Raw genomic sequence first — 26,936 nt, 5'->3', positions numbered from 1 at the left:
TGAGTACAATGCCCCATCATTCCAGCAGACCGATCCCCATGTCCGAGACCCATCACAACGTCGACCCCGCCGAGATCGCCAAGTTTGGTGACATGGCCCACCGCTGGTGGGACCCCAGCGGTGAATGCCGCCCCCTGCACGAAATCAACCCCCTGCGCCTGGACTACATCGATGAAGGCTGCGGCGGACTCAAGGGCCTCAAGGTCCTGGACGTGGGCTGCGGCGGCGGCCTGCTCTCCGAAGCCATGGCCCAGCGTGGCGCTCAGGTCACCGGCATCGACATGAGCGAGGACGGTCTGGGCGTGGCCCGCATGCACCTGCTGGAGTCCGGCCTGGAAGTGGATTACCGGCAGACTTCCGCCGAGGTGCTGGCGGAAGCCATGCCCGGCGCCTTCGATGTGGTCACCTGCATGGAAATGCTGGAGCATGTCCCCGACCCGGGTTCCGTCATCCATGCCTGCGCCCGCCTGGTGAAGCCCGGCGGCCATGTCTTCTTCGCCACCCTCAACCGCACGCCCCAGGCCTTCGCCATGGCCATCGTGGGTGCGGAATATCTCATGCGCATGCTGCCCAAGGGCACCCATGAGTATGCCCGCTTCGTCCGCCCATCGGAGATGGAGCAATGGATGCGCGAGGCCAATCTGACCCTGAAGGAACTGATGGGCATGCACTACCAGTTCCTCTCCGGCACCTATCGCCTGGGTCCCGGTGTCGATGTCAACTATCTGGCCCACGCCATCCGCGAGGCGTAAGCCGAAGCAGCCACTCAGACTCAGCCGGGGAAACCAGTCCATGCCCAGCCGCGAGCCCTTGCGAACCGTGCTGTTCGACCTGGACGGCACCCTGGCGGACACCGCCCCGGACATGCATGCCGCCCTGGTTGCCCTGCAACGGGAACAGGGCGTGCCGGCACTGCCCTTCGAAACCGTACGTAACCAGGTCTCCAACGGCGGCGCGGCCCTGGTCAGACTGGCCTTTCCCGACGCCGAGGGCGATCGCTTCGAAACCCTCAGGCTGCGTTTCCTGAATCTTTACGCAGAACATTATCTGTGTCTGGAAACACGCCTGTTTCCGGGCATGGAGACCCTGCTCCAGACCATCGAGAACCAGGGACTGAACTGGGGCATCGTCACCAACAAGCCGGCCTGGCTCACCGATCCACTGGTGCGCGCCATGGATCTGCACCAACGGGCCGTCACCGTCATCAGTGGCGACACCACGCCCCAGCGCAAGCCCCATCCCATGCCCATGCTGCTGGCCTGTGAACAGGCGGCCTGCCAACCGGCCGAATGTCTGTACGTGGGTGATGCCGAGCGGGACATCCAGGCCGGGCGCGCCGCCGGGACCCATACCCTGGTCGCCCTCTACGGTTATATCGACGACGCCCAGGCGGCCGCCACCTGGGGCGCGGATGCCGCCATCGATCACCCGGAACAGATCCTTCCCTGGCTCCCCGCCGAGTCCCGGGTGGGGATCGCCTCACAATGAACAGATATCTGCCCCTGCGCCTGGGCGCCGCCCTGATCGCGGTGCTGCTCATGGCCCTGGCCTGGTGGATGGTGCTGGCCGCCGAACGGGGCGTGCAGAGTCTGTCCCTCACTCGGGACGGCGTCCCCGTCACCCTGCTGCTGCCCGCCGTGAGCGAACCGGCCCCGGGCGTGGTCATCGCTCACGGCTTTGCCGGTTCCGAACGACTGATGCGCCATTGGGCGCTGACCCTGGCCCGCGCCGGCGTGGTGGTGGCCCTGCCGGACCTGAGTGGTCACGGTCGCAATCAGGCCCCCCTGGACTGGTGGAATGATCCAGAACAGTTTCAGCGAGACGTGCAGACCGCCCTGGATCTGCTGCTGAGTCGTCCCGAGGTAGACCACCAGCGCCTGGGGCTGCTGGGGCATTCCCTGGGAGCCGGGGCCGCTATCGACGCCGGCAGGCTGCGCCTGGACGATGTCAGCGCCGTGGTGGCCATCTCCCCCGGCCAGAGCGAGGTCGGCCCGGACAGCCCCCGCAACCTGATGCTCATGGCCGGCGCCTGGGAAGGCCCCTTCCTGGCAGCGGCGAAAACCCTGCTGGAACAGGCCGGTGGCGAGGGGGGAGATCCCCTGCAGGGCACCGCGCGCGCCCTCACCGTCATTCCCCATGCCGAACACATCGGCATCCTGTTCCGCCACGAGGCCCATGCCGCCTCCCTGGCCTGGTTTGCCCGCGCCTGGGATCTTTCGATCCCGGACGTTTCGCCCAATCCCACCCTGGCCTGGTGGCTACTGCACCTGCTGGCAGTCCTGATCCTGTGGCGTGCCTTGGTCCCCCTGTTCGCGCACAGGGAATCCCCTTCCCTGCTCGGCATGCATCCGGACTGGCTGGATCACACCCGCCGCCCCCTGCTGCGCGCCGCCCTGAGCGGTATTGGAGCCACCCTGGCCCTGATCGGTATCGGCGAGGTGATCTATCTGGATGGACTGGGGGGCATCCTGGTGAGTCCCCAGTTCGCCCTCTGGCTGGCCCTGGCCGGCCTGCTCTGGCTGGCTCTGGGCACCCGGCCGCCCCGCCCGGAATGGGCGGACCTGGGCTGGGGAACGGTCATGTTCGGTGTGCTGATGCTGGCCTTCGGTGTACTCGGCGCCAAGGTCTGGCTGGCCTGGTGGCCCCCGCTGCACCGCCTGCCCTATCTGCCGGTGCTGACTTTGCTGATCCTGCCCTGGGCCGTGGCCCTGTCTACCGCCCTGCTGGGACGGGAGGGCATCCGGGGCTTCGGCCTTGGCCTGGGCATCACCCTGATGACCATGGTCACCGTCGGCATTGCCGCCGCCGTGGTGGACGGCATGATGTTCCTGCTCATCATCCTGCCCCTGCTGCCGGTCATGCTGGCCCTGCCCCTGCTGGTGAGCCTGCCGGCGCAACGGCCCTGGGCCGGGGGGCTGGCCATGGCCGCCTTCCTGGGCTGGACACTGACCATGATGTTTCCGCTGATTTGAGCCGCCCGGCGCGGTCTTTTCAAACGGGCGCCGTGGGCGTCAGAGTGCCCCGTAGCGCCGCCACGGTGGCTGCGCCCGTACCGAACATGCAGATCCGCAGTTCGTCCAGGGTGTCGGCAATGAAACGGTTCAGGGCGTCCTCTCCCTGACAGGCCTTTATCAGCAAGCTCCTGGCCATGCCCCCCACATCCGCCCCCAGGGCCAAGGCCTTGGCCAACTCGATGCCGTTGGTCAGGCCGCCGCAGGCAATCAGGGGCAGGCTACGGGAAACCCGCCGCACATTGAGGATGCTGTCACTGGTGGGAATCCCCCATTCACCGAAACGCTCCCCCATCAGACGCTCCCGCTCGGAATCCGCGCAGACTGACTCCACCCGTGCCCAGGACGTCCCGCCGGCACCGGCGCAATCGATACCGGACACGCCACAGGCCAGCAACTGCCGGGCGGCCTGCTTACTGATGCCAAAACCTACTTCCCGGGCAAATACCGGCACACCCTCGGCCTCGAGTGCTTCACAGAGTCGGCTCAAACGGTCCGCGACACCGCGAAAATCCAGATCTCCACCTTGAACGGCTTCCTGGATGGGGTTGAGATGGATGAACAGGGCGTCGGCACGGATCATTTCCACCGCCCGTAGGGCCTCATCCCTGCCCCATCCCTTCACCAGCTGGGCCGCCCCCAGGTTGGCAAACAGCAGGGCGGTAGGCGCCTGACTGCGCAGCTCGAAATAACGCGCCCGACTGCCGTCCTCGATGCCCACCCGCTGGCTCCCCACACCCATGGCCAGGCCCCAGCGCTGCGCCGCCCGGGCCAAACGATGATTGATCACCAGCGCTCGCCGGTCCCCACCGGTCATGGGGGCGATCATCAGCGGCGCGGACAGGGCACGCCCCGCCAGACTCACGGAAAGATCGATCTGTGATAGGGCGATTTCAGGCAGGGCCTGACTGACGAAATCAAAGCGTTCCAGGCCGGTGCTCTTTTGGTAAAGCACCTGCTGGGTAAGACACGCCTTGATATGACGCCCCTTGGAACGGGGGTCGCGCAGGGAAGCAGTATCGAAGGTCATGGCATCCACGGTTCAGCGCATGCGTTGCCACAGATCCGCCACATGGGCAACCAACCCTCCCAGCAGCCAGAAGGAGATCCAGTACCACTCCGCGCCGGTCAGCGACGCCCGCAGGGCCAGCATGAGGGATACGCCGGCCAGAAGGAATGGCCAGAGCCGGACAAAGGCAATCCCCCGCCCGGTACGACGGTGCCAAAGGCCCAGCAGGGCCGCCTCCAGGACCATGGCCAGGATGATCAGATCGACGACCAGACCGGAGGCAAACCACTGGGCCACGGCTCGCTCCTCAGACCTTGGACAAACCCAGCAAGTGTCCCATGTCCTTGAAGAAGATGCGGATCTGGGCCAGGGGACGGGTCCGTACCAGCTTCTTGTACATGTAGGACTGCCAGGTCAGGTCCTGGACGTCCTTGTCGCGGCAGATGGCCACGAATCGCTCCCGGCGCTTGTCGTTGATGTACCAGAAGCGCTGCATGATGCCCAGCACCCAGAAAACCTGGCCGTGCAGTTTCATGAAGCGCTTGCGGGCCAGTTTCAGGTCCGCCGGCTTGCCGGAGGTGAGGAAGCTGTGCACGGCCTCCGCCGCCAGACGCCCGCCCAGCATGGCATAGTAGATGCCCTCGCCGGAGGCGGGCGCCACCACACCGGCGGCATCCCCGGCCAGCAGGACGTCACGGCCGTTGTCCCAGCACTTCATCGGGTACAGGGGGATGGGAGCACCCTCACGGCGCAGAACCTCACAGTCTTCCATGCCGGCGGCCTTTCTCAACTCATCCACCGCACCCTTCAGGGAGAAGCCGCGATGGGCGGAACCGACCCCCACACTGACGGTGTCGCCGTGGGGGAACACCCAGGCATAGAAATCGGGAGACAGGGAACCGCGATAATAGACGTCGCAGCGCTCGGGATCATATTCCGCCTCCGGGTTGGTGGGGCGGCTGATGATCTCGTGATAAGCGGCCACATGGGGAATCTTGTCGGCACCGGGGACTTCCTGGCGGGCCACGGAAGAACGGGCGCCGTCGGCGCCGATCACGGCCCGCGCACGGACGCCCACCACTTCGTCGTCGGCATTTTTGTAACGCACCACGGCGGTGCCGTCGGCGTCACGGTCGATCTTCTCATAGGTGCCCACGCGGCGCTCGGCACCGGCCTGCTCGGCCCGGTCACGCAGCCAGGGGTCAAAGGTCTTGCGGTCCACCATGCCCACGTAACCGCCGTCGATGGGCATGTCCACCTTGCGGTCGGAGGGAGAGAACATGCGGGCGCAGCGAATCTTGGCTACCAGCACCTCTTCCGGCACGTCGAACTCGGTCATGAGGATGGGGGGGATGGCGCCGCCGCAAGGCTTGATGCGCCCTTCCCGATCCAGCAACAGGACCTTGCGTCCGGCCTTGGCCAGATCGGTGGCAGCTGTCGCCCCAGCGGGACCGCCGCCGATCACGACCACATCATAGGTTTCCATTTCAGCCATTTGATTCACCTTTGTCCGGCTCCGCGGCTCGGTACCACACCACGGAAAAAAGTCACAAAAAAGGGGAGTCCGGCGAAACCGTCGCCTCGACTCCCCCCCGAAAACTACCCTGGCAAGGTGCTGATCACGACGCCATCAGATTCATGCTGCCCAGGGCGAAAGCCGTGATCATCATACCGCTCACGTAAAGGGTGACGCCGGTGGCGTTATACCAGGGCGCCAGTTCCTTGGGTTGCTTGAGCAAGCGCAGCATCAGCCCACCCTGAACCGCCAGCAGCACGGCGATGGCCAATGCATGCCACAGGGCACCCCAGGAGAACAGCAGCGCGATCACCACCACCTGCGGCAGGGCCATGACCCAGCAGGCCAGGCGGGCAGCACGTTCCACGCCCAGTTGTACCGGCAGGGAACCCAGCCCCATGCGGGTATCCCCTTCCACGGACTTGAAATCGTTGAGGGTCATGATGCCGTGGGCGCCGACGCTGTACAGCAGGGCCACCACCACGATACGCCAGTCGGGGAAGCCGGCGGCCGCCGTGCCCACGGTCATCACCACGGCACCGGTGAACCAGGGCACCCCTTCATAACAGATGGCCACGGCGGAATTGCCGTACCAGCCGTTGCGCTTGAGGCGGGTGGGTGGAGCACTGTAGGCCCAGGCCAGGATCATGCCGAAGAGCGCCGCCAGAAAGCCCCAAACGCCCAGCAAGGTAGCAACCAGCAAGGACAAGATGGTCCAGATGATGGCGATGTAAAGCCCCCAGCGGCCGGGAATCCGCCCCGAGGGAATGGGGCGATGGGGTTCGTTGATCTTGTCCACATGGCGGTCAAACCAGTCATTGACCGCCTGACTGGTGCCGCAGATCAGCGGACCCGCCAGAACCACGCCGACGATGATGAGCCACCATCGCTCCTGCAGGGCGACACCGGATGAGACGACGCCACAGGCAAAGGCCCACATGGGCGGGAACCAGGTGACGGGCTTGAGCAGTTCAAGGACTGCACGGGGTGCTGGAATCGACATGGCGGGTAAATTATACGCGGCTAACAGGATCGTCAAGCTTCATTTACACTGCCCACGGGCGCCATAAGTAATGAGTGATGGACACCACCATCACACGGCCATCGGGGGCATGAAAATCAAGGGTGAATCATGTTCGCAAGCTCTACCGGTCATAGCTTGTCTTCGTTTTCCGGGGCCAGGTCACCCAGGCCGTAGCGCCTGAGTTTCACGTAGAAGCTCTGTCGGCTCAGGCCCAGCATCTCGGCGGCGGAAGCCCGGTTGTCATTGGTCAGTTCCAGTGCGGCCTCGATGCAAAGGCGCTCGATCATGTCGGTACTTTCCCGCACCAGATCCTTGAGCGGCACCCGTCCAACCAGTTCCGTGAGCTGTTCGACCGAGCGTGGACCATCCCGGGCGATCCCACTATCGCGGGACAGCCGCGGTCCCACGCTGCGAATGGTAAAACTCAAGCAAGGGCTGTCGGCGTCAAGCACCGCCACGGCGGAAATCTCCACCTCCGCGGACGAGCCGTATTCACCGCGCATGGCTGTGCTGAAAAGGCGTAGAGAACCGTGTTCACGCAGATTACCGATGAGGACGTTGAGGTCGACGCCGGGTCGACCCAGCCAACGCCCCAGTGACTGGCCACGAACCTGATCTTCAGTCGGCATCTGCGCCAGTTCCAGAAAGGCCGGATTGGCGGTCAGGATGCGACCGCTAAGATCGGTGACCACGAAGCCGTCGGGGGCCCGTTCCACCATGGCCAGTACCCGGGAGTGCATCTGCGGGCCCACCGATGACAGGGCATCCAGCACCGGGCAACGTAGCCGGACCAGAAAATGGGAGGCGTTGTCCTGACGGAACAGGGAAGCGGCGACGATGAACTCACGCTCGCGCCCAAGGGAACGCACACTGACCTCTTCCGCATGCCCGGTAGCACGCACCGTGGCCAGCATGTCCTGAATGGACTGGGTATTTTCCAGATCGAAACCTTCCGGAAACACCTTGCCGACCATCCTGCCCACGCTATCCCCCAGCAGTTCACCGGCGGATGGATTGGCCTCCACCACCTTATGGGTGGCGGCATCCATGATGAGCACGGCCTCGGAAGCCACCTGGAACAACAGGCGATAACGGGTCTCGGCATGCCGCAGGCGTGAATATTCACGCTCCATCATCTGCTGGGATTCCACCAGACGACGCTGCAAGGTGGCGATACCGCGCAAATCCCTGCCCATGGCGACCACGCGACCATCCTCCCCCACCCTGACCGCGGAATACATGACCGGCACATCCACACCCCGGCCCGAGGGATGATTCACCTGACGCCAGCGCGTATTGCCATCGGCGCCGGCATCCCGCAACAGGGCCTCGATCTTGTTGCGGCTATCCAGGGTGACGGTATCGACCCAAGGCTTGCCCAACCACTGACCATACCCCTCCATGGACAGTTCATCGCTGCCAAAGGCGAGATCCTGGATGACGCCTGCGTCATCCAGGACAAGGGAAACATCCGCCGCCGCGGCGATCAGGGACGCCACCTGGTCGGGCCTCAGTTCCCCGAGCGACTGCTTTGGGGCCTTGAACTGCTTCACTCGCTCCACGCTTATCGATATCAAACTCTGTGTCCGGACCACATCAGTCAATCTGTTGACTCACGCAACCCACCCGCCGGACCAGCATTTCCTCGGCCCGCCGAACCGCTTCATTGCCATCCGCCGCCATCACGTCTCCTCCCACCACGGACACCAGGTGAGGGTTTTCCGTAAACAGGCGCCCACCCATGAGTATTCCGACCGCAGGATTGCGGGATGCGCGGCGAACCCCCTTGATCGTGCCGGCAACCCGGTCCAGCAACGGTTCACAACTGACGGACAGGGCCACTACATCGAACCATTCCCGATGCACCAGATGATTCAGCTCTGCGGTGCTGATCGCCGGGTCACAGGTCACTTCCCAACCCGCGCGGCGAAAGAATTCAGAGACCATCAGAAGGCCAAAGGTGTGGTGCTCCCCGGGTACCGGGGCCATCAGCACCCTCTTCTGACTGGGCAACCCATGACCGAGTTCTCCCTCGAAAATGCCCCCCAGCTCCCGCAATACATGCTGAAGCCGGCAAAGCCCCACGGTCACCTCGGTAAAATCGGCCTGATCGATCTCCCACAATTCTCCCAGGCGCTTTGCCGTGGGGGCCAGCAACTGCACGAAGATCATCTCCAGAGTGGCACCCCGCGCACGCAGCATGTCCACATAGGACGAGGCAGCAGCGGCATCATGCTCCATGACCAGGCGGGCAAACTCTTCCACCGACTGCCCATTGATGGGCGCGGTGTCTGGGCCGATCGTGACGGAACGCCCCCCTTTCCATCTCGTCGGCCGACGGCCATCACCATTGGTACGAGTGCGGTGCGCCAGCATCAAGCGAGGGATGATCTCGCCCTCGATGACCCTGGAAAGCTCGCTTCTCAAGCGCTCGGTATCCCGGTCCGGCTGCGTACCCGCGATATCACCTTCCGCCACGCGGGATCGCCCTTCTCCATCTACATCGGGGGAGGGGCGGCCGAGCATGTGCACGTCCACCATTTCCCCACCAGGACTTCGGCTCGGTACCCGCTCGTCGCGACTAGCCGGTCGTCTCGCAGTCACCATCAACCCCTCCCAAGGACGTCGGAAAGCCACCATGGCGGCGACAGTCTGTCAATGCCTGGCAAGCACAGCCATTCTCCGGGCATTCGAAACAGGCAGTCTAGCAGGACGAAGACGCTTTTTTACCCACAAAAATCATGGTTGGCCGACAAAGGATTGTCAACCAATGCTTACGTCCACTTTGATTGACAAACCAGGGGGCCTTGTACAAACTCACGCCACCACGTTGAGCTGTCTGGAGAAAGGCGCAATGCAGCATGCTGGAGCCGGTGAGCGCAAGCCCCGTCCACTCTATACTCCCGAGGAACGCCGGCGTCGCGACGAGACGCCGTGGACGGTGGTTCAGGGTATCCTGGCGCCATTGCAGTTCTTTGTCTTCATCGTCAGTACCTGGCTGGTTGTGCGGTATCTGATGACAGGCGAAGGACTCTGGCTAGCCCATGCCTCCATCGTCCTCAAGACACTCATCCTCTATACCATCATGGTCACCGGCGCCATCTGGGAGAAGGTCGTTTTCGGTCATTACCTGTTCGCCAAGGCCTTCTTCTGGGAGGACATGGTGAGCATGCTGGTGATCGCATTGCACACCGTCTACATGGTGTCCCTGTTCTGGAACTTCCTGAGCACGGAACAACAACTGTATCTGGCATTGGTGGCCTATGCCGTCTACGTGATCAACGCCGCCCAATTTCTCATCAAGCTGCGCGCCGCACGCCTGCAAGACAATGCCTTGACCGAAGGGTCGGCCAAATGAGTGGTGACAAGCTGACGGACATCCCCGTCATTCGCGAGCGGGGACAGAACTCCATGTTCTGCGGCCTCACCGGCATCATCTGGCTGCACCGCAAGATCCAGGATGCGTTCTTCCTTATCGTCGGTTCCCGGACCTGCGCGCACCTCATGCAGTCGGCGGCCGGCGTCATGATCTTCGCCGAACCCCGGTTCGGCACCGCCATCATCGAGGAACGGGATCTGGCCGGCCTGGCCGATGCCAATGAGGAACTGGATCGGGTGGTGGCCCGCCTGCTGGAACGCCGCCCCGATATCCGCATGCTGTTCCTGGTGGGCTCCTGTCCCTCCGAGGTCATCAAGCTGGACCTGGAGAGGGCCGCCTCCCGGCTGTCCCAGCAGCACCAGCCCCAGGTGCGGGTTCTGAGCTATTCAGGCAGTGGTCTGGAAACTTCCTTCACCCAGGGAGAGGACACCTGCCTGGCGGCGCTGGTCCCGGAACTGCCCCAGGCCCCCGCCGACAGCGCGCCCGACCTGCTGGTCGTGGGCACCCTGGCGGACGTGGTGGAAGATCAGTTCATGCGCCTGTTCAATGACATGGGCATCACCCGGGTACAGTTCCTGCCGGCACGCAATTCCCGCGAGATGCCGGCCGTTGGCCCCAACACCCGCTACATCCTGGCCCAGCCCTTCCTGGCGGACACCGCCCGCTGCCTGGAAAAGCGGGGCGCCACCCGCATTGCTGCACCTTTCCCCCTGGGCGAGGAAGGCACCACCCGCTGGCTCAAGGCGGTAGCGGATACCTTCGGCGTCGCCGGCGACCTGTTCGACCGGGTCACCGCCCCGGGTATCGAGCGCGCCCGGCGCGGCATGGTCCGTATGCGCGAACAACTGGCAGGCAAGCGCCTGTTCATGCTGCCCGATTCCCAGCTGGAGATTCCGCTGGCCCGCTTCCTGCACCGGGAAGCCGGCATGGAACTGCTGGAGATCGGCACTCCCCATCTGCACCGCCAGCATCTGGCGGAGGAACTGGCACTGCTGCCGGAAGGCACCACCCTGAGCGAAGGCCAGCACCTGGACAAGCAACTTGACCGCTGCCGCGCCGCCCGGCCCGACGTCGTGGTCTGCGGACTGGGACTGGCCAATCCGCTGGAAGCCGAGGGGATCACCACCAAATGGTCCATCGAACTGGTCTTCACTCCCATTCAGGGCTATGACCAGGCGGCTGATCTTGCTGAACTTTTCGCCCGTCCGCTGCTGCGGAAGGCCAAACTGAGAGTCTGATGTCGTGCAACTGACGGTCTGGACTTATGAAGGCCCACCCCATGTGGGCGCCATGCGCGTGGCCACCGGGATGGAAGGCCTCCACTACGTGATTCACGCACCGCAGGGTGACACCTATGCGGATCTGCTGTTCACCATGATCGAGCGGCGCAACAAGCGTCCGCCGGTGACTTACACCACCTTCAAGGGGCGTGACCTGGGTCAGGACACGGCTGAACTGTTCATGGAAGCCGCCCGGGAGGCCTGCGAGCGCTTCAAACCCCAGGCGATGCTGGTCAGTTCCTCCTGCACCGCGGAGCTGATTCAGGACGACCCGGGCGGTCTGGCCAAGGGCTTGGGTCTGCCGGTTCCCGCCATTCCCCTGGAACTGTCGTCCTATCAGCGCAAGGAAAACTGGGGCGCGTCGGAAACCTTCTACCAGGTCGTTCGCGGTCTGGCCGGCCCCCATGCCCCGGCACCGGGCACAGAGCGCCCTTCCCGCCCCGAAGGACAACGGCCACGCTGCAATATCCTCGGCCCCACGGCCCTGGGGTTCCGTCATCGGGATGACATTCAGGAAATCACCCGATTGCTGAACAGCCTCGGCATCGACGTCCACGTGACCGCCCCCATGGGCGCCACGCCGATGGACATCGCCCGCCTGGGCGAGGCCGATTTCAACGTGGTTCTGTATCCCGAGATCGCCGCCACCGCCGCCAAGTGGCTGGAGCGGATGTTCAAGCAACCCTTCACCAAGGTGGTGCCCATCGGGGTCGGCGCCACCCGGGAATTCATCGCCGAAGTGGCCGCCCTGGCCGGTGTCGACCCGGCGCCCGCCCTGGAGGACGGCGATTCTCGTCTGCCCTGGTATTCGCGGTCGGTGGACTCCAACTACCTTACCGGCAAGCGGGTGTTCATCTTCGGTGATGCCACCCATGCCGTCGCGGCGGCCCGGGTCGCCACCGAGGAATTCGGCTTTACCGTGGTGGGGCTGGGCACCTACAGCCGGGAATTCGCCCGGGAGGTGCGCGAGGCTGCCAAGCAGTACGGCATCGAACCCCTGATCACCGACGATTATCTGGAAGTGGAAGCCCAGGTGGCGGAACTGCATCCGGAACTGGTGCTGGGCACCCAGATGGAGCGGCATATCGCCAAGCGTCTGGGTGTGGCCTGCGCCGTCATCTCCGCGCCGGTCCATGTGCAGGACTTCCCTGCCCGTTACGCCCCCCAGATGGGCTTTGGCGGCGCCAACGTCCTGTTCGATACCTGGGTACACCCCCTGATGATGGGCCTGGAAGAACACCTGCTGGGCATGTTCCGGGAAGACTTCGAGTTCCACGCCGAGGCAGGCCCTTCACATCTAGGCGCCAGCGCGCCGGCGGAAACCCGCCCCGTGGGGGCCGCCCAGGCGGCCACAAGCCCCGCTGCCGCCACGGTAGAGCTGGAGCCGGAGGCGACGCCGACGGACGGCGAACCCGTCTGGTCTCCGGACGCGGAAAAGGAACTGCGCAAGATCCCGTTCTTCGTCCGCGGCAAGGCACGACGCAATACCGAGCGCTTTGCCAAGGAACGGGGATCAGTCGTATCGAAATCGACACCCTGTACGATGCCAAGGCACACTTCGGTCGGTGACACATGCCGGCCGCGGCCCCATGCATGTCCTGCCCTGATCAGAATGGACGGCCCGCGGGGATGAGGACTTCCTCGCGGCCAACTATAATCAGGGTCCATGTCGCCCCATTTTGACTCACACGGATTTTCCTGATGCCTTCTCCCTCTTATCAGAAGCGACGCGGTCAGTTGGAAACCTACTTCGACCGGACCGCCGTCGATGCCTGGAAAAAGCTGACTTCCGATACGCCCCTGGGCCATATTCGCGCCACGGTGCGTGCCGGTCGGGAACAGATGCGCAACACCTTGCTGGACTGGCTGCCGCAGGATCTCACGGGCAAGTGGGTGCTGGATGCCGGATGCGGCACGGGCATGCTCTCGGTGGAAGCCGCCCGTCGCGGGGCCCACGTGATCGCCATCGACCTGTCCCAGAACCTGGTGGATATGGCCCGCGAACGGGCCGAATCCGAGGATCTGGGTACCGGCGAGATCAAATTCCATGTGGGCGACTACCTGGACCCGACCCTGGGTGAATTCGACTACGTGGTGGCCATGGACTCCCTGATCCACTACCAGTCACAGGACATCGTGCAGGCCCTCTCGGTGCTGGCTTCCCGCACCCATGCAGGACTGTTGTTCACCTTTGCCCCGCGCACCCCGGCCCTGGCCATCATGCACACGGTGGGCAAGGTATTCCCCAAGAGCGACCGCTCCCCCGCCATCGAACCGGTGGGCGAAAAGACACTGCTGCGACTGATTGCCGCCGAACCCGCCCTCGATGGCTGGAAACCCATGCGGACTCATCGCATTTCCAAGGGGTTCTACACCTCCCAGGCACTGGAATTGAGCACAGGCAGGAATGATGTGACGTGAAGGCCGTCAGCCGACAGATCGCCAGAGCGCTGTCCCAGGTAGGACCGCGCTTTCTGCCCTTCGCCGATGCCGCTACCCGGGATCTGCCCCTGGGGCGGCTGTTGCGCCTGTCCCTGTTCCAGCTCTCCGTGGGCATGGCCATCGTCCTACTGACGGGCACCCTCAATCGCGTCATGATCGTGGAGCTGGGCCTGTCGGCGGCCCTGGTGGCCCTGATGGTCGCCCTGCCTGTCCTGTTCGCGCCCTTCCGCGTCCTCATCGGACACCGTTCCGACACCCATCGTTCCGCCCTGGGCTGGCGTCGCGTGCCCTACATCTGGATCGGCACGCTGATGCAGTTCGGCGGTCTGGCCTTCATGCCCTTTGCCCTGCTGCTCATGTCCACCGGCGGCGAGATGGGACCGGAATGGGCGGGTCCCGCGGCGGCCGCGCTGGCCTTTTTCCTGACCGGTGCAGGCCTGCATACCACCCAGACCGCGGGACTGGCCCTGGCCACCGATCTGGCCCCGGAAGACAAGCGGCCACGGGTGGTTGCCCTGCTCTACACCATGCTCCTGGTGGGCATGCTGGTCAGCGCCCTCACCCTGGGCGTCCTGCTGATCGATTTCAGCGAAATGAAACTGATCCAGGTCATACAAGGCGCGGCTGTCGTGACTTTCCTTGTAAATTGTCTGGCATTATGGAAACAAGAGGCACGTAACCCTGCACGCACCTCGAAGAACGCACCGCGGCAACCTTTCAAGGAAGCCTGGCGCAATTACATGAGTCAGAGCCATGCGGCGCGCTTTCTCGTGGTGGTGGGGCTGGGAACGGCCGGTTTCCAGATGCAGGACATATTATTGGAGCCTTACGGCGGAGAAATTCTGGGGTTGTCCGTCAGTGCCACAACGACACTGACGGCCTTGCTTGCGGGCGGTACTCTGGCCTCCCTGGCCTTGGCGGCCTGGTGGTTGAACCGTGGCGGGAACCCCTATCGGCTCTCGGCCCTGGGCGCACTGATCGGCATTGGTGCGTTCACGGCGGTGATCCTTGCAGCACCCATGGATTCGGCGTTGCTGTTCCGTATCGGTGCCACATGCATCGGTTTCGGTACAGGCTTTTTCGCCGTGGGCACATTGATTGCGGCCATGAGCCGGGAGAATGGTGGACAAAGCGGCATCGCACTGGGTGCCTGGGGCGCCGTTCAGGCAACCGCCCTGGGTCTTGGGATCATCCTGGGGGGTGTGATTCGCGACATCGTCAATGCCATGACCAGCAGGGAACTGCTGGGTCCGTCCCTGACCGGTCCGGAAATTGGCTATGCGGTGGTCTACCATATTGAAATAGTGTTGTTGTTAGCCACACTCGTCGCGATCGGACCGCTCGTGCGCAGCAAGAGCGTTTCCCGAGAGCAATCTTCATCGAGGTTCGGCATGGCCGACTTCCCCGGCTAGGCCACTCGAAACCTGGAGGAAATGCAATGCCAACCGGTGCCATTACTGAATATATAGATGTCGCGCAAGTCACGCTGTACGTCTTCTGGTTCTTCTTTGCAGGTCTAGTCTATTACCTCCACCGCGAAAACAAGCGGGAGGGGTATCCACTGGAGTCTGATCGTTCCCCTTACATCACGGTTCAGGGTTTTCCGCCCGCGCCCGGTCCCAAGCAGTTCCTGACCGCCGACGGTGGTGCCATCATCATCGCCAACGGCAACCCCGACACCCGTGAAGTCCATGCCAAGCCCTGCAACCCGTTCCCCGGTTCGCCGCTGGAGCCCACCGGCAATCCCATGATTGACGGCGTGGGTCCGGCTTCCTGGGCACAGCGTGCCGACGAGCCCGACGTCACCATGGACGGCATCCCCCGTATCGTACCCATGCGCGTCACCAGCCACGGCTTCGGCGTGCCTTCCCGTGACCCCGATCCGCGCGGCATGCCCGTCTACGCCGCCGACGGCAAGGTGGCCGGTACTGTGCGTGACATCTGGGTTGACCGCTCCGAAGCCATGCCCCGCTACCTGGAGGTGGAAGTCAATTCCGAGATCGCCAACCGCACCGTCCTGGTGCCGATGTTCCTCGCCAAGGTGGCTCGCGCCGCCAAGGCCAAGGCAGGCGCCAGCCTGGGTGAGCGCATGATCGACGGCCGTCCGTTCGAGGTTCGCGTGGTGTCCGTGATGTCCCATCACTTCGCCGATGCCCCCCTGACTCGCAGCGCTGAGTCCATCACCAGACTGGAAGAAGACCGCATCATGGCCTACTTCGGCGGCGGTCACTTCTACGCCACCCAGGAACGTAGGGAACCTCTCCTGTGAGTCACGACGACCACGCTCCTGAACCGATCCGTGGTCTGCCCGAGCTCCCCCCCGAGGGGGAGCACATCCTGTGGCAAGGCGCCCCCCTGTGGGGCGCCCTCGCCCGGCGGGCCTTTCACGTCAGAAAGGTCATGGTCTATCTGGGTATCTTCCTTGCGGCCCGGGGCAGCTACAGCCTGATGCAAGGTGCCTCCATCCCCGGAGCACTGGCCGACATCGCCCTTGTCCTGACCCTGTCCGTGACCGCGGTAGCCCTGCTCTACCTGTTGGCGTGGCTGATGGCGCGTGCCACGGTCTATACCATCACGAATCGTCGTATCGTCATCCGTTTCGGGGTTGCCATTCAGATGTCGGTGAACCTCCCCTACCGAGTGATTCAGTCTGCCTCGCTCAAGGCCTACGCCGATGGTACGGGTGACATTGCCCTGGTGCTTGAGCCGCCGGAACGGGTGTCCTACCTGATCATGTGGCCCCATGTTCGTCCCTGGCGTCTGCTGACCCCTCAGCCCATGTTGCGTTGCATCCCCGATGCCAAGCGTGTTGCGGAACTGCTGGGCAAGGCCATCCACGGTGAATATGTACCACCGGACCCGAACGCCAGACCCGAGCTGACCGGCATGCTGTCCGGATCCTCGCACAGCGATCGTAATAACCAGACTTCGAGCCAGACCGCATCATGACCGAAAAGCCGGCGAGCCAGCGATCCAGAACCACACTGTTGCTCTCCGGGCTGGGTGTGCTGGTCGTGGCGCTGGGTGCAGGGGTGTATTACCTCGGCGCCAGCGCCACGGCCACCAGATCCGCCCCTGCCCAGATCGACGCCGCGACCCAGTCCGAAGCGGCCCAGGTCACAGCAGTACAGACTCTGGACCTGCGTACCGAAGATCGCCCCGGTGGCTATCTGGCGGTACTCAATGGCGCCAATGGTCAGGTCCTCCAGGTGCTCAGCCCTTCCGAAGGCGGGTTCATGCGCACCGTCATCCGTATCATCGCCCTTGATCGTCGTACCGAGGCGGAAAAAAACGATCCTTCGCCCCTGCGCCTGACACGCTGGTCCAACGGCAGTCTGACGCTGGAAGATCCCGCCACCGGCCTGCGTTACGAGCTCAATGCCTTCGGCTCCACCAACGCCGCCGCCTTCGGCCGGCTTCTGGACGCGGCCAGGGACTCCTGACCGCGGCACTCCTTGCGCGCTAGGCCGCGAAACCGGGTAAACTGAATCCGTGACACAGTTCGGCCTGCCAATCCTCTATGTGGTCTTCCTCTGGTGGTTCAGCACCGGAGCGATCATCTATCTGGACGGACTCCCCCGGCATACCTATCGCTGGAGCATGCTTGGCGCCACCCTGCTTGGTGCCGCGGCCCTCTACGGTCTGGCCATCACCAGTCAGGATGTCTCCGTCGCCGGCGCCTATATTGCCTTCACCTGTGCCATCCTGATCTGGGGCTGGGTGGAAATGAGCTTCCTCATGGGACTGATCACGGGCTCCCGGCGTACCCGTTGCCCGGACAATGCCCGTGGCTGGCGGCGATTCCTCTACGCCACCCAGGCCATCATCTACCATGAACTGGCACTACTGATCAGTGCGGTCGCCATTTTGTGGGTAACCTGGGGGGGCGCCAATCAGATGGGCCTGTACACCTTCCTCATTCTCTGGATCATGCGCACCAGCACCAAGCTCAACGTCTTCCTCGGCGTGCGCAATCTCAATGAAGAATGGCTACCGGATCATCTGCGCTACCTGGAGAGCTACTTCCGCAAGCGCCCCATGAATCTGCTGTTCCCCCTGACGGTCACCGCGTCCACGGTGGTGGCGGTATTCCTGGTACAAATGGCCTTGAGTCCGGAGGTCTCCGCCCACCAGGCCATCATGGCAACCTTCCTGGCCATTTTGATGATCCTGGCAATCCTCGAACACTGGTTCCTGGTACTGCCCCTGCCCTCGCAGGCACTGTGGAACTGGGCGCTTCGCTCCCGTCAGCCCGAACCCTGTTTCCGACCCATCAGACCCAACATCCCGGTGGCCAATGACCCTGACAAGGAGTCTCCAGGGACTGGGCTTGCCGCCGGTCCCGGCCGTCTTCGCTCCTGAACCTGCACACCCATCATGACTGCGCACGCACATACTCCCGGCACCATCGGCCCCAACTCCATCACCCGCATGGCTCAAGCATTGACCCACCAGCAGGGAGAGGCCGTGACCGCACGGATCTTCGAAGCCGCCGGGCTGATGCACTATCTGTCCGAGCCGCCCACCCAGATGGTGGATGAAAAAGGCGTGACCGCCCTGCACCGGGTGGTCCGGGAAACCCTCACCCCCGAAGAGGCGCGGTCAGTCTCCCGCGAGGCAGGCCGCCTGACCGCCGAATACCTGCTGGCCAATCGTATTCCCAAACCGGTCCAGACACTGCTCCGGCTGCTGCCGGCAGGACCCGCCAGCCGCATTCTCCTGACCGCCATTTCACGCAATGCCTGGACCTTCACCGGAAGCGGACGCTTCCAGGTCCATCGGAACCAAGGCCTGGAACTGAGCATTACCGGCGGCCCCATCTGCAAGGAAATCCAGGCCCACGAGCCGGTCTGTGATTACTATGCGGCAACCTTTGAGCATCTGTTCCGATCGCTGGTCCACAAGAACACTACCGTTCGGGAGACCGCCTGCGGGGCCACGGGTGCATCGAGTTGTCTGTTTGCCGTATCCTGGGACGTTTGAACGTCGTCTTCGGATAACTCATGGCCTCCAAGATGCCACTGCTCAACGCCGCCACCCTGCGTGAAAGAGCCAAGCAGATCCTGCGGGATCACAGTTTCGACAGCACCCTGTTCTCCCTGCAACGGGGTGAGCTGGACGTCGAGACACTCCTGGAGGAGTTGCACATCTACCATGCCGAACTGCGCATCCAGCAGGAGGCATTGCTGGAGAGCCAGACGGCAACCGAACTGGCGCTGAGCCGGTTCAGCCGCCTGTATCAGGAACTGCCGCTACCGGTCCTGCGGATTGACTGGAGCGGCTTTCTGCAGGACGCCAACAGCGCCGCACACCGGACCCTCGCCCTCAATCGCAGGTTGTTCACCCAGCTATCCGAGGCAAAACACCGCAATTTCCTGGAAAACGCACTGGAGCGGGCACGCCATGATGGACGCTCGGACTGCCAGGCCGTTCGACTGCGGCGGGCCGACGGCCGCCCATTGATCGCCGACATTGCCCTGATCCGTCTGCCGGAACCGGATGGCGCCAAGCCGGGGTTCATCTGCAGCATCGTGGACCAGACCCCGCTCATACAGCAGCGTGACGCATTGATGGAATCCTATGCCCGTCTGCAGGAGAGTGAGGACAACTACCGCATCCTGGCGACCTTCTCCCCCGACTGGGATTTCTGGCTCGGCCATGACGGGGAATTTCGTTACATCTCCCCCGCCTGTGCGCGTATCACCGGGTATAGCGCGGAAGACTTCATGGACGATCCCGAACTCATGGAACGGATCATCCATCCGGATGACCTGCCCCGGTACCAATCACACAAGACCGCCACGGACAGGACACTTGACAGTGCCCCGGTGCAGTTCCGGATCCTGACCAAGAACGGCGAAACCCGCTGGGTCGAACATGTCTGCAACCCGGTGATGGACGCCCACGGTGAATTCATAGGCTATCGGGGGATCAACCGGGACATCACCGAACGGCAGAATGCCCAGGACTCCCTGGAACACCAGCTGCGCTTCCAGGCCATGCTGGCCAATATCTCGTCCTTGTTCGTCAATACCCGCATCGAGCACATGGACCCGGCCATGGTGCAGGCACTGCAACAGATCGGACGGTTTTTCCAGGCAGAGCGCTGCCGTATCCTGGAATATTCCCCGGCTCGCAACGCGCTGGAACTTACCCATCACTGGTCCGGCCTGGAAGGCGATGGGACGGGACCCGACCTGCGCCGGCAATGGCATGTCACGCAACTGCCCTGGACCACCCACCGGATGCGAGCCCGTGAGGTGTTGATGCTGGAAAAGGGGCCGGGACAACCCCCGGAATTTGCCCGGGAACATCAGCTGCTCAGCCCTGACAACGCCCGCTCGGTCCGTCTGGTCCCCATGATCAGCGACGGTGAAATCCTGGGCCTGCTGCTGCTGGAAAGCTTCGGGCAGCTGCCGGCTCACCACTGGCAGGAACAGCCCGACCAGATGCGCATGGTCGCGGAAAATCTGGCCGGCATGATCATCCGTTGTCGTGCCCAGAAGGAACTTCAGGAAAGCGAAGCGCGCTATCGGCATATCTGCGCCGTGACCAGCGATATCGCCTATGCCTGCCTCAGGGATGACCGGGGCACACTGCAGATCGACTGGATGACCGACTCGATCCAGGCCATGACCGGTTACAGTGTGGCCGATATCCGTGACCGGGGCTCCTGGGAATTCCTGGTCCTGGACGAGGATCAGGCAATCTTCAAACGGGAAATCCTCGAGCTTGAACCCGGCCGGGCCTCCTGCTGTGAATTGCGCCTGCGCAGCAAGCTTGGCCCGCCCCGCTGGGTCAGGGCCACCTCCGAATGCATCCCCTCATCACACCCCACGGGGCCGGTCCGGCTCTACGGCGGACTGATTGACATCACCGAACAGAAGCGGCAACAAAGCCGCATCCAGCGACTGGCGCTGGTGGTGGAGCAAAGTCCCAGTATCGTGCTGGTTACCGACCGGGAAGCCCGTATCGAATACATCAATGCCCGTTTCAGCCAGCTGACCGGTTTCAGTCGAGAAGAGATTCAGGGCCAACCCCTGGCACTGATCCATCCCCATGACGCGGCCATGAGTCCGGATCTTGACGGCATTCTGCATGACCTGTCCGCGGGCAGGATATGGAGCGGAGAACTGGCCGTACGCAAGAAATCCGGGGAGCATTTCTGGGAACAAGCGACATTGACCCCGCTGAAAAATACCCAGGGAGACATCACTCATTTCGTCAAGATGTCCGAGGACCTGAGTGACCGCAAGGCCCTGTCGGAACAGCTGAGTTACCTGGCCCATTATGATCCTCTCACCGGCCTGCCCAAGCGGGCGGTCATGCGGGAATGCCTCCAGCAGGCCATGGTCAGGGTCCGACATAACGGTGATCACCTGGCGATCTTTTCCATCGATGTCGATGACCTCAAGCGGGTCAATGATTCCCTGGGACATGCCGCGGGGGATGAACTGTTGCGCATCCTGTCCGATCGGCTCCAGGGCCTGCTTGGCAAGGAAGACACCCTGGCAAGACTGGGTGGGGACCACTTCCTGTTGCTCAAGGCGCACATGGCACAGACCCAGGACGCGCTGCATCTGGCGGAACGCATCCAGCAGCTGGTGGAACAACCCCTGACCATCCAGGACCAGTCTCTGGTGGTCACCGCCAGCACCGGCATCGCCCTTTTCCCGGGAGATGCCGATACCGTGGACGAACTGATGCGTCGAGGTGATGCCGCCCTGCATCGCAGCAAGAGCGACGGCGAGGGGCGCGCCTACTGTTTCTTCACCTCCACCATGGACAAGCAGCTCAAGGATCAGTTTCAGCTGGAGCAGGCCTTGCGCCGGGGCCTGGAGCGGGATGAACTGCTGCTCCATTTCCAACCGCGCGTCGACATGGCCACCGGGCAGATCCAGAGTCTTGAAGCCCTGGTGCGCTGGCTTCACCCGGAACAGGGGCTCCTGCCCCCTCACCGTTTCATACCGGTGGCGGAAAGCAGCGGCCTCATTCTCAGTCTCGGCCCACTGGTGTTGCGCAAGACCTGCGAACAGATCCAGCGCTGGCGAGCGGCCGGTATCCCCGTGGTACCGGTTGCCATCAACCTGACCACGCAGGAACTCTACAAACAAGGCCTTGTGACCGAGGTCCTGGCCACGGTGTCACAACACGACATCGACCCCGCGCTGCTGGAATTCGAAATCACCGAAAGCACGGCCATGCGCTCCATCGACGACGCCAGGGCCATCCTGTCGGAGCTGAAAACGGCCGGATTCACCCTGTCCCTGGATGATTTCGGAACGGGCTATGCCTCCATGAGCTACCTGAGCAACCTGCCAGTCCACGGCCTGAAGATCGACCAGTCCTTCATTGCGGAGCTGGAACGGGATCCCGCACGTTGCAGACAGACCATGGCTATCGTCGATGCCATGATCGGACTGGGCCTGAATCTGGGTCTGGAGGTGGTGGCGGAAGGGGTGGAAACCCCGACCCAGCGGGATTTCCTGATGGCGCATCGCTGCACGCGGGGACAAGGCTTCCTGTTCAGCCATCCGCAGCCGGCAGATGTCATCGGCGGCCTGCTCCAGGACGGTTCCCCGCTCCCCGTCGCCCCGGATCAGACCCGGCCGTAGAGACTCATGAGATGCCGAAGGTGTCCAGCCAGGCTGTCGGGCACCTGTTCCCAGGAAAAACGCCAGCACCAGTTACCCTCCTGGGTGCCCGGCGTGTTCATGCGATGATGCCCATCCAGTTCCAGCACATCCTGCATCGGCAGGACCGCCAGGCGTGACACCGAGGCCAGTGCGCTGCGTATCAGGGGCCAGGGCATGGACTCATCGGGGAAACCCAGATATTCCTTCACCCGGCTCTGGAGCGTCTCGTCACAGGCGGCATACCAGCCCAGGGTGGTGTCGTTGTCATGGGTGCCCGTATACACCACCGAGTTTTCCTGGTGATGATGGGGCAGATAGGGATTGGCGGACCCGCCTTCAAAGGCAAACTGCAGGATTTTCATTCCCGGCAGGCCGTTCTGTTCCCTCAGGGCCTCCACATCGGGGGTGATCACGCCAAGATCCTCCGCCACCAGCGGCAAGGTGCCAAACCGTTCCCGCAAGGTATCGAACAGGGCCTTGCCCGGTGCCGGCACCCAGTGACCGTTGATGGCGGTTTCCTCGTCCGCGGGGATCGACCAATAGGCCTCAAAGCCGCGGAAGTGGTCGATGCGGATCAGGTCCACCATCTCCAGGGCCGCACTGATGCGTTCGATCCACCACTGGAATCCGTCGGCCTCCATGTTCCGCCAGTGATAGTGAGGATTCCCCCAACGCTGGCCCGTGGCCGAGAAATAATCAGGAGGCACCCCGGCCACGGTATTGGGCAGACCTCGGGCATCCAGATCGAACAGACGACGATGGGTCCAGACATCGGCACTGTCACTGGCCACGAAGATGGGCATGTCGCCAAACAGGAGTATCCCCCTGCGGTTGGCATGCTGCTTCACCGCCTGCAGCTGATCGTAGAACAGGAATTGCTCAAAACGGTATTGTTCCAGCACGGACTCAAGCCGCAGCCTGGCCGCCGCCAGTGCCCCCTCCTCCCGATCACGCAAGGGTGCGGGCCATTCCCACCAGGGGGCCTGGCCCTGTTCGGCTTTGAGTCCCAGATACAGCGCGTAGTCTTCCAGCCAGTACCCATGATGTGACTTGAAGGCGGCAAAGGCGGCCCGCTCATCATCACCCGCATGGGCCTCAAAACCCAGCCTGGCCTCCTGCAACGCAATACAGCCGAAGGGGTTTCTCAACCCCAGTTCCCGATGGGCGGGTTTTTCCTCCGCCAGCCAGCCCCGTCGACGCAGTGCTTCCAGGCAGATCAGTCCGGTATGACCGGCATGCACCGACATGCATTGATACGGGGATCCGCCGGCGTGGGGCTGATTCAGCGGCAGCACCTGCCAGACGGTCACGCCGCAGGCCTCAAGAAACTCGATGAAGCGGTGGGCCTCATGTCCCAGGGCACCTTGGGCGGCACGCCCCGGGAGCGAGGTGGGATGGAGCAGAATACCGGCACGGCGCCGGTCCAGAAATGACCGGGCTTCAGGAACGGTTACGGACACGTTGCCTCCGTCCAATGTGAGTGACTCCCGCCGATGATACCGAACTGCATGGACCGGACACGGGAGAACCTTGAACCACCACCTTCATCATTCGGATTTCTGACCGGTTCGCATGACACCGCCCGCCACCGGCTCGCCACTGCCCCGGCTCACGGACTGCGCCAGATAAGCCGGAGGTGTTTCCCCCATGAGACGGTACAGGTGGCTCAGGTGCTGACGATAGAGGCGCTCAAACAGGCTCACCGCCGAGGAAGGGTTGTAGTCACCGAACCACCAGCACCAGTCGGAACCCTCGCAGACCGCCAGCTGATCCAGTACCGCGGCTTCCTCGACCGGCGTCAACCGGCCTTGTGCCAGAACCCGGTCCACATGGATCTTGGCGTCGACCAGCATGTCCCAGCCCCGATTCTTGTCCGCGGACCCGATCCAGGTTTCGAAGTTACCATAGACCCAACTCCCCGCCACCACGCGGGACAATGCCGACGGGGGCGGCCCGTCATCCAGGACGTCACTGAAGGTCGTGAGCTCGATGTCCGGATGCGCCACCAGTTTGGGATACAGGGCGGAGAGAAAGTAGAAACCATTGTTGGGATAGTATTCCCAGGCATTTTCCCCATCGAGGATGACGGACACCACCGGCGGCGGATCCTGCGGCCTGCGTGAGCCGGCCAGCTGAACGGCGATCTGCTCCAACTGGTGAATGAAATCGGCCACCGCATCATCCCCATGCCAGTCGGCATAACGAAAGCCGATGGAGTCGGACAGGGCATCATCCCGGAAAAAGACGGCCAGGGATTCGGCATCGTAACGATAGGGACGATAGAGCCAGGTACGGTCTGCGGCCGGCGGCTCCGCGGACGATGTACGTAAAGAATTCAGCAGCACCCCCTCACCGGAAGCCGCCCACCGGACCCCCTCCTGGGCCAGTAACCGCAGGGTGGCATCGCTGACGCTGCCCTCGGAGGGCCAGCAACCCGCCGGGCGCAGGCCGAAATGGGACTCGAATACCCGCATGCCGTGTGCCACATGCCAGCGGACCCGGGCATCGCCTCCGGGATAGGAGGGGGCCTCGGGCAGCTTCATCTCCGGAACCGCCTCCCGTGCGGATTTCAGATCCAGCAACAGGGGCATGATGGGGTGAGCATAAGGGGTGAAGGATAGCTCCACCTGCCCCGACCGGGCTAGGCGCCGATAGCGTCCGATCAGATTCCCCAGCAGTTCCGCAATGATTTCCAGCAACAGCCTGCGCTGTCCCGGCGTGAAATCACGTCCCTGCTTCATCAGCAAATCGATGCGGGGGTCCTTGCGCCGAACCGTCTCGCCCAGCCATACCAGGTGGTACCAGGTCACGAGATCGAAGAAATACTGATCCGCCAGATAAGCCACCGCATCCGGTTGCTGGCGCAGCCAGGGCAGCATGTCGACGAGCACCCGATACTCCGCATGGGGCTCAATCAAACGCTTGCGATTGGCCCTCGCGCAGGCCTCGGCCAGCTGCATGCGCTCAGTGGCACCGGCGGGCGGCGACTGCGCCCCCAGCAAGGCCAGTACCGGATCGGAAACGGCTTCCCCCCGGGACAGGAAGGCGGCCACCTGATCGGCGTAGTCCTTGATCTGCTCCAGCAGCACCGGGGCGAAGTTGACCACGGCCCGGGCGCCGGGAGTCGCCTCCAGGTGAGCGGCCATGTCCACATAATCCTTAATGGCATGCAGATAGGTCCAGGGCAAGGCGTAGCGTCCCGTGCCCGCCTCGCGATATTCGGGCTGGTGCATGTGCCAGCACAGCACCAACCTGATCGCCGGGGAATTCATCCGTGTAGAGGCCTCAGCGAGCATAGCGGGGCATGCTGCCGAGCATTTCAGGCGTCACCACGGTCACGCCGCCTTCGGAGACATGGAAGCGCTTGGCATCCTCCACCGGATCCTCACCGATCACCATGCCTTCGGGAATTCGGCACCCCTTGTCGATCACGGCCTTGTGAATCCGGCAATGACGACCGATCTCCACATCGGGCAGGACCACGGAATCGGTGACCTGGCTGAAGGAGTTGACGATCACATTGGAGAACAGCAGGGAGTGCCGCACCAGCGCACCGGAGATGATACAGCCCCCGGAGACCATGGAATCCACGGCCATGCCGCGCCGGTCATCGTCGTCGAACACGAACTTGGCCGGCGGCAACTGTTCCTGATAGGTCCAGATGGGCCAGTCCATGTCGTAAAGATTCAGTTCCGGCGTCACGCCGATCAGCTCCAGATTGGCCTGCCAGTAGGAGTCGATAGTCCCCACGTCACGCCAGTAGGCCTGGGAACCGGTCTGCACGTCCCGGAAGGGATACGCCATCACCCGATAGGACTTGATCACGTTGGGGATGATGTCCTTGCCGAAATCATGGCTGGAGCCCGGGGTATCCGCATCCTTGATCAGCTGTTCGAACAGGAAGCGGGTATTGAAGACATAGATCCCCATGGAGGCGAGCGCCTTGTCCGGCTTGTCGGGAATGCTCTGGGGCTGCGCCGGTTTTTCCGTGAACTGACGCACCCGGCCGTCTCCGTCCACCGCCATGACGCCAAACCCCCTGGCGGTTTCCAGATCCACCTCCAGGCATCCGACGGTCATGTCGGCGCCGGACTCCACGTGGTAGGCGATCATGTCGCCATAGTCCATCTTGTAGATATGGTCTCCGGCCAGGATGAGAACGTACCCCGGGTCATGGTCACGGATGATGTCCAGGTTCTGATAGACTGCGTCCGCCGTCCCTTCATACCAGGAAGTCTCGATGCGCTGCTGGGCCGGCAGCAGTTCCACGAACTCGCCGAACTCCCCGCGCAGGAACCCCCAGCCGCGCTGGATGTGCTGGATCAGGGAATGGGACTTGTACTGGGTGAGCACTCCCACCTGACGGATACCCGAGTTGATGCAGTTGGACAGCGGAAAGTCGATGATCCGGAACTTGCCGCCGAAGGGTACCGCCGGCTTGGCGCGCCACAGGGTGAGCTGCTTGAGACGGGACCCCCGCCCCCCGGCAAGGATCAATGCCAGGGTGTCTCGGGTGATACGACTGACGAAGCGTTGAGATTGTGATTTCATGCTGACTTTCCCGGACCCGGGTCAATGGGGGACTCGGTCACGCTGCTCATGATAGGGTTGACTCAATCGGGTACTTCAGCCCCCGGCA

The 26,936-nt window shown here is 63.2% G+C and carries 22 protein-coding genes and 1 pseudogene; 14 read left to right on the top strand and 9 right to left on the bottom strand.

Annotated features, from left to right (window positions below; all coding sequences use genetic code 11):
• The first annotated feature begins 38 nt into the window (after nucleotides 1-38).
• Genes ubiG through ECTPHS_RS08035 form a run of 3 tightly spaced genes read left to right on the top strand, consistent with a single transcriptional unit; the run spans nucleotide 39 to nucleotide 2,972 of the window.
• Nucleotides 39-752 carry a bifunctional 2-polyprenyl-6-hydroxyphenol methylase/3-demethylubiquinol 3-O-methyltransferase UbiG gene (gene ubiG, locus ECTPHS_RS08045; protein WP_008932227.1) on the top strand — a complete coding sequence of 238 codons (714 nt, stop codon included), beginning with the start codon at nucleotides 39-41 and terminating at the stop codon, nucleotides 750-752.
• Between the two features lie 40 nt (nucleotides 753-792).
• Nucleotides 793-1,488, top strand: a complete 696-nt coding sequence (locus tag ECTPHS_RS08040; protein ID WP_008932226.1) for an HAD-IA family hydrolase — start codon at nucleotides 793-795, stop codon at nucleotides 1,486-1,488.
• Nucleotides 1,485-2,972, top strand: a complete 1,488-nt coding sequence (locus ECTPHS_RS08035; RefSeq protein WP_008932225.1) for a dienelactone hydrolase family protein — start codon at nucleotides 1,485-1,487, stop codon at nucleotides 2,970-2,972. Before ECTPHS_RS08040 ends, ECTPHS_RS08035 begins: the two co-directional genes overlap by 4 nt.
• Before the next feature lie 19 nt (nucleotides 2,973-2,991).
• Here the strand turns inward: ECTPHS_RS08035 and fni are convergent, their stop codons facing one another.
• The 6 genes from fni to ECTPHS_RS08005 all read right to left on the bottom strand — a co-directional run bounded on the left by fni (nucleotide 2,992) and on the right by ECTPHS_RS08005 (nucleotide 9,038).
• Nucleotides 2,992-4,041: a type 2 isopentenyl-diphosphate Delta-isomerase gene (gene fni / locus ECTPHS_RS08030; RefSeq protein WP_008932224.1), complete on the bottom strand. Its 1,050-nt coding sequence runs from the start codon at nucleotides 4,039-4,041 to the stop codon at nucleotides 2,992-2,994.
• A gap of 12 nt (nucleotides 4,042-4,053) precedes the next feature.
• Entirely contained in the window at nucleotides 4,054-4,317 is a 264-nt protein-coding gene (locus tag ECTPHS_RS08025; RefSeq protein ID WP_008932223.1) for a hypothetical protein, read from the bottom strand.
• A gap of 10 nt (nucleotides 4,318-4,327) precedes the next feature.
• Entirely contained in the window at nucleotides 4,328-5,515 is a 1,188-nt protein-coding gene (locus ECTPHS_RS08020; protein ID WP_008932222.1) for a geranylgeranyl diphosphate reductase, read from the bottom strand.
• A gap of 124 nt (nucleotides 5,516-5,639) precedes the next feature.
• Complete coding sequence (gene chlG, locus ECTPHS_RS08015; protein ID WP_040405525.1) at nucleotides 5,640-6,539, bottom strand: chlorophyll synthase ChlG; 900 nt, start codon at nucleotides 6,537-6,539, stop codon at nucleotides 5,640-5,642.
• Between the two features lie 149 nt (nucleotides 6,540-6,688).
• Nucleotides 6,689-8,122: a transcriptional regulator PpsR gene (gene ppsR / locus ECTPHS_RS08010; RefSeq protein ID WP_246828343.1), complete on the bottom strand. Its 1,434-nt coding sequence runs from the start codon at nucleotides 8,120-8,122 to the stop codon at nucleotides 6,689-6,691.
• Nucleotides 8,123-8,156: 34 nt separating this feature from the next.
• Entirely contained in the window at nucleotides 8,157-9,038 is an 882-nt protein-coding gene (locus ECTPHS_RS08005) for a B12-binding domain-containing protein (protein WP_168044654.1), read from the bottom strand.
• Nucleotides 9,039-9,414: 376 nt separating this feature from the next.
• On the opposite strand from ECTPHS_RS08005, the gene bchF reads away from it, so the two are divergent.
• The 11 genes and pseudogenes from bchF (at nucleotide 9,415) to ECTPHS_RS07950 (ending at nucleotide 22,276) form a co-directional block, all read left to right on the top strand.
• Entirely contained in the window at nucleotides 9,415-9,918 is a 504-nt protein-coding gene (gene bchF / locus ECTPHS_RS08000) for a 2-vinyl bacteriochlorophyllide hydratase (protein WP_008932218.1), read from the top strand.
• Nucleotides 9,915-11,177, top strand: coding sequence for a ferredoxin:protochlorophyllide reductase (ATP-dependent) subunit N (locus tag ECTPHS_RS07995; RefSeq protein ID WP_008932217.1), 1,263 nt, complete (start codon nucleotides 9,915-9,917; stop codon nucleotides 11,175-11,177). Before bchF ends, ECTPHS_RS07995 begins: the two co-directional genes overlap by 4 nt.
• Nucleotides 11,178-11,181: 4 nt before the next feature.
• A pseudogene (gene bchB, locus ECTPHS_RS07990) lies at nucleotides 11,182-12,788 on the top strand (ferredoxin:protochlorophyllide reductase (ATP-dependent) subunit B).
• Between the two features lie 132 nt (nucleotides 12,789-12,920).
• A complete protein-coding gene (bchM, locus tag ECTPHS_RS07985) occupies nucleotides 12,921-13,640 on the top strand; it encodes a magnesium protoporphyrin IX methyltransferase (RefSeq protein ID WP_008932215.1) in 720 nt (239 codons plus the stop codon).
• Entirely contained in the window at nucleotides 13,637-15,073 is a 1,437-nt protein-coding gene (locus tag ECTPHS_RS07980; RefSeq protein ID WP_008932214.1) for a BCD family MFS transporter, read from the top strand. Before bchM ends, ECTPHS_RS07980 begins: the two co-directional genes overlap by 4 nt.
• A 26-nt stretch (nucleotides 15,074-15,099) precedes the next feature.
• On the top strand, nucleotides 15,100-15,930 hold the full coding sequence (puhA, locus tag ECTPHS_RS07975) for a photosynthetic reaction center subunit H (protein WP_008932213.1): 831 nt from the start codon (nucleotides 15,100-15,102) through the stop codon (nucleotides 15,928-15,930).
• Nucleotides 15,927-16,610, top strand: a complete 684-nt coding sequence (gene puhB, locus ECTPHS_RS07970; RefSeq protein WP_008932212.1) for a photosynthetic complex putative assembly protein PuhB — start codon at nucleotides 15,927-15,929, stop codon at nucleotides 16,608-16,610. Before puhA ends, puhB begins: the two co-directional genes overlap by 4 nt.
• Entirely contained in the window at nucleotides 16,607-17,104 is a 498-nt protein-coding gene (gene puhC / locus ECTPHS_RS14000) for a photosynthetic complex assembly protein PuhC (protein WP_050814233.1), read from the top strand. The genes puhB and puhC overlap by 4 nt, the downstream gene beginning before the upstream one ends.
• A 49-nt stretch (nucleotides 17,105-17,153) precedes the next feature.
• Nucleotides 17,154-18,023 carry a putative photosynthetic complex assembly protein PuhE gene (gene puhE / locus ECTPHS_RS07960; RefSeq protein WP_008932210.1) on the top strand — a complete coding sequence of 290 codons (870 nt, stop codon included), beginning with the start codon at nucleotides 17,154-17,156 and terminating at the stop codon, nucleotides 18,021-18,023.
• 15 nt (nucleotides 18,024-18,038) lie between these two features.
• Nucleotides 18,039-18,644, top strand: coding sequence for a bacteriochlorophyll 4-vinyl reductase (bchJ, locus tag ECTPHS_RS07955; RefSeq protein WP_008932209.1), 606 nt, complete (start codon nucleotides 18,039-18,041; stop codon nucleotides 18,642-18,644).
• Nucleotides 18,645-18,664: 20 nt separating this feature from the next.
• Complete coding sequence (locus ECTPHS_RS07950; protein ID WP_008932208.1) at nucleotides 18,665-22,276, top strand: EAL domain-containing protein; 3,612 nt, start codon at nucleotides 18,665-18,667, stop codon at nucleotides 22,274-22,276.
• Here ECTPHS_RS07950 and malQ read toward each other — a convergent pair.
• From malQ to glgC, 3 genes are all read right to left on the bottom strand, one after another.
• Nucleotides 22,261-23,757: a 4-alpha-glucanotransferase gene (malQ, locus tag ECTPHS_RS07945; protein ID WP_040405540.1), complete on the bottom strand. Its 1,497-nt coding sequence runs from the start codon at nucleotides 23,755-23,757 to the stop codon at nucleotides 22,261-22,263. The genes ECTPHS_RS07950 and malQ overlap by 16 nt on opposite strands.
• An 87-nt stretch (nucleotides 23,758-23,844) precedes the next feature.
• The gene (locus ECTPHS_RS07940; RefSeq protein ID WP_008932206.1) at nucleotides 23,845-25,569 is read right to left on the bottom strand and encodes a glycoside hydrolase family 57 protein; all 1,725 of its coding nucleotides are present in this window, start codon (nucleotides 25,567-25,569) and stop codon (nucleotides 23,845-23,847) included.
• Between the two features lie 13 nt (nucleotides 25,570-25,582).
• Nucleotides 25,583-26,848 carry a glucose-1-phosphate adenylyltransferase gene (gene glgC / locus ECTPHS_RS07935; RefSeq protein WP_008932205.1) on the bottom strand — a complete coding sequence of 422 codons (1,266 nt, stop codon included), beginning with the start codon at nucleotides 26,846-26,848 and terminating at the stop codon, nucleotides 25,583-25,585.
• Nucleotides 26,849-26,936: the final 88 nt, after the last annotated feature.

Origin of the sequence: Ectothiorhodospira sp. PHS-1 (assembly GCF_000225005.1) — a bacterium.
In the GTDB taxonomy this organism is placed as follows: Bacteria; Pseudomonadota; Gammaproteobacteria; order Ectothiorhodospirales; family Ectothiorhodospiraceae; genus Ectothiorhodospira.
The sequence above is the reverse complement of the archived record's forward strand: the minus strand, read 5'-3'. Positions and strand labels throughout refer to the sequence as shown.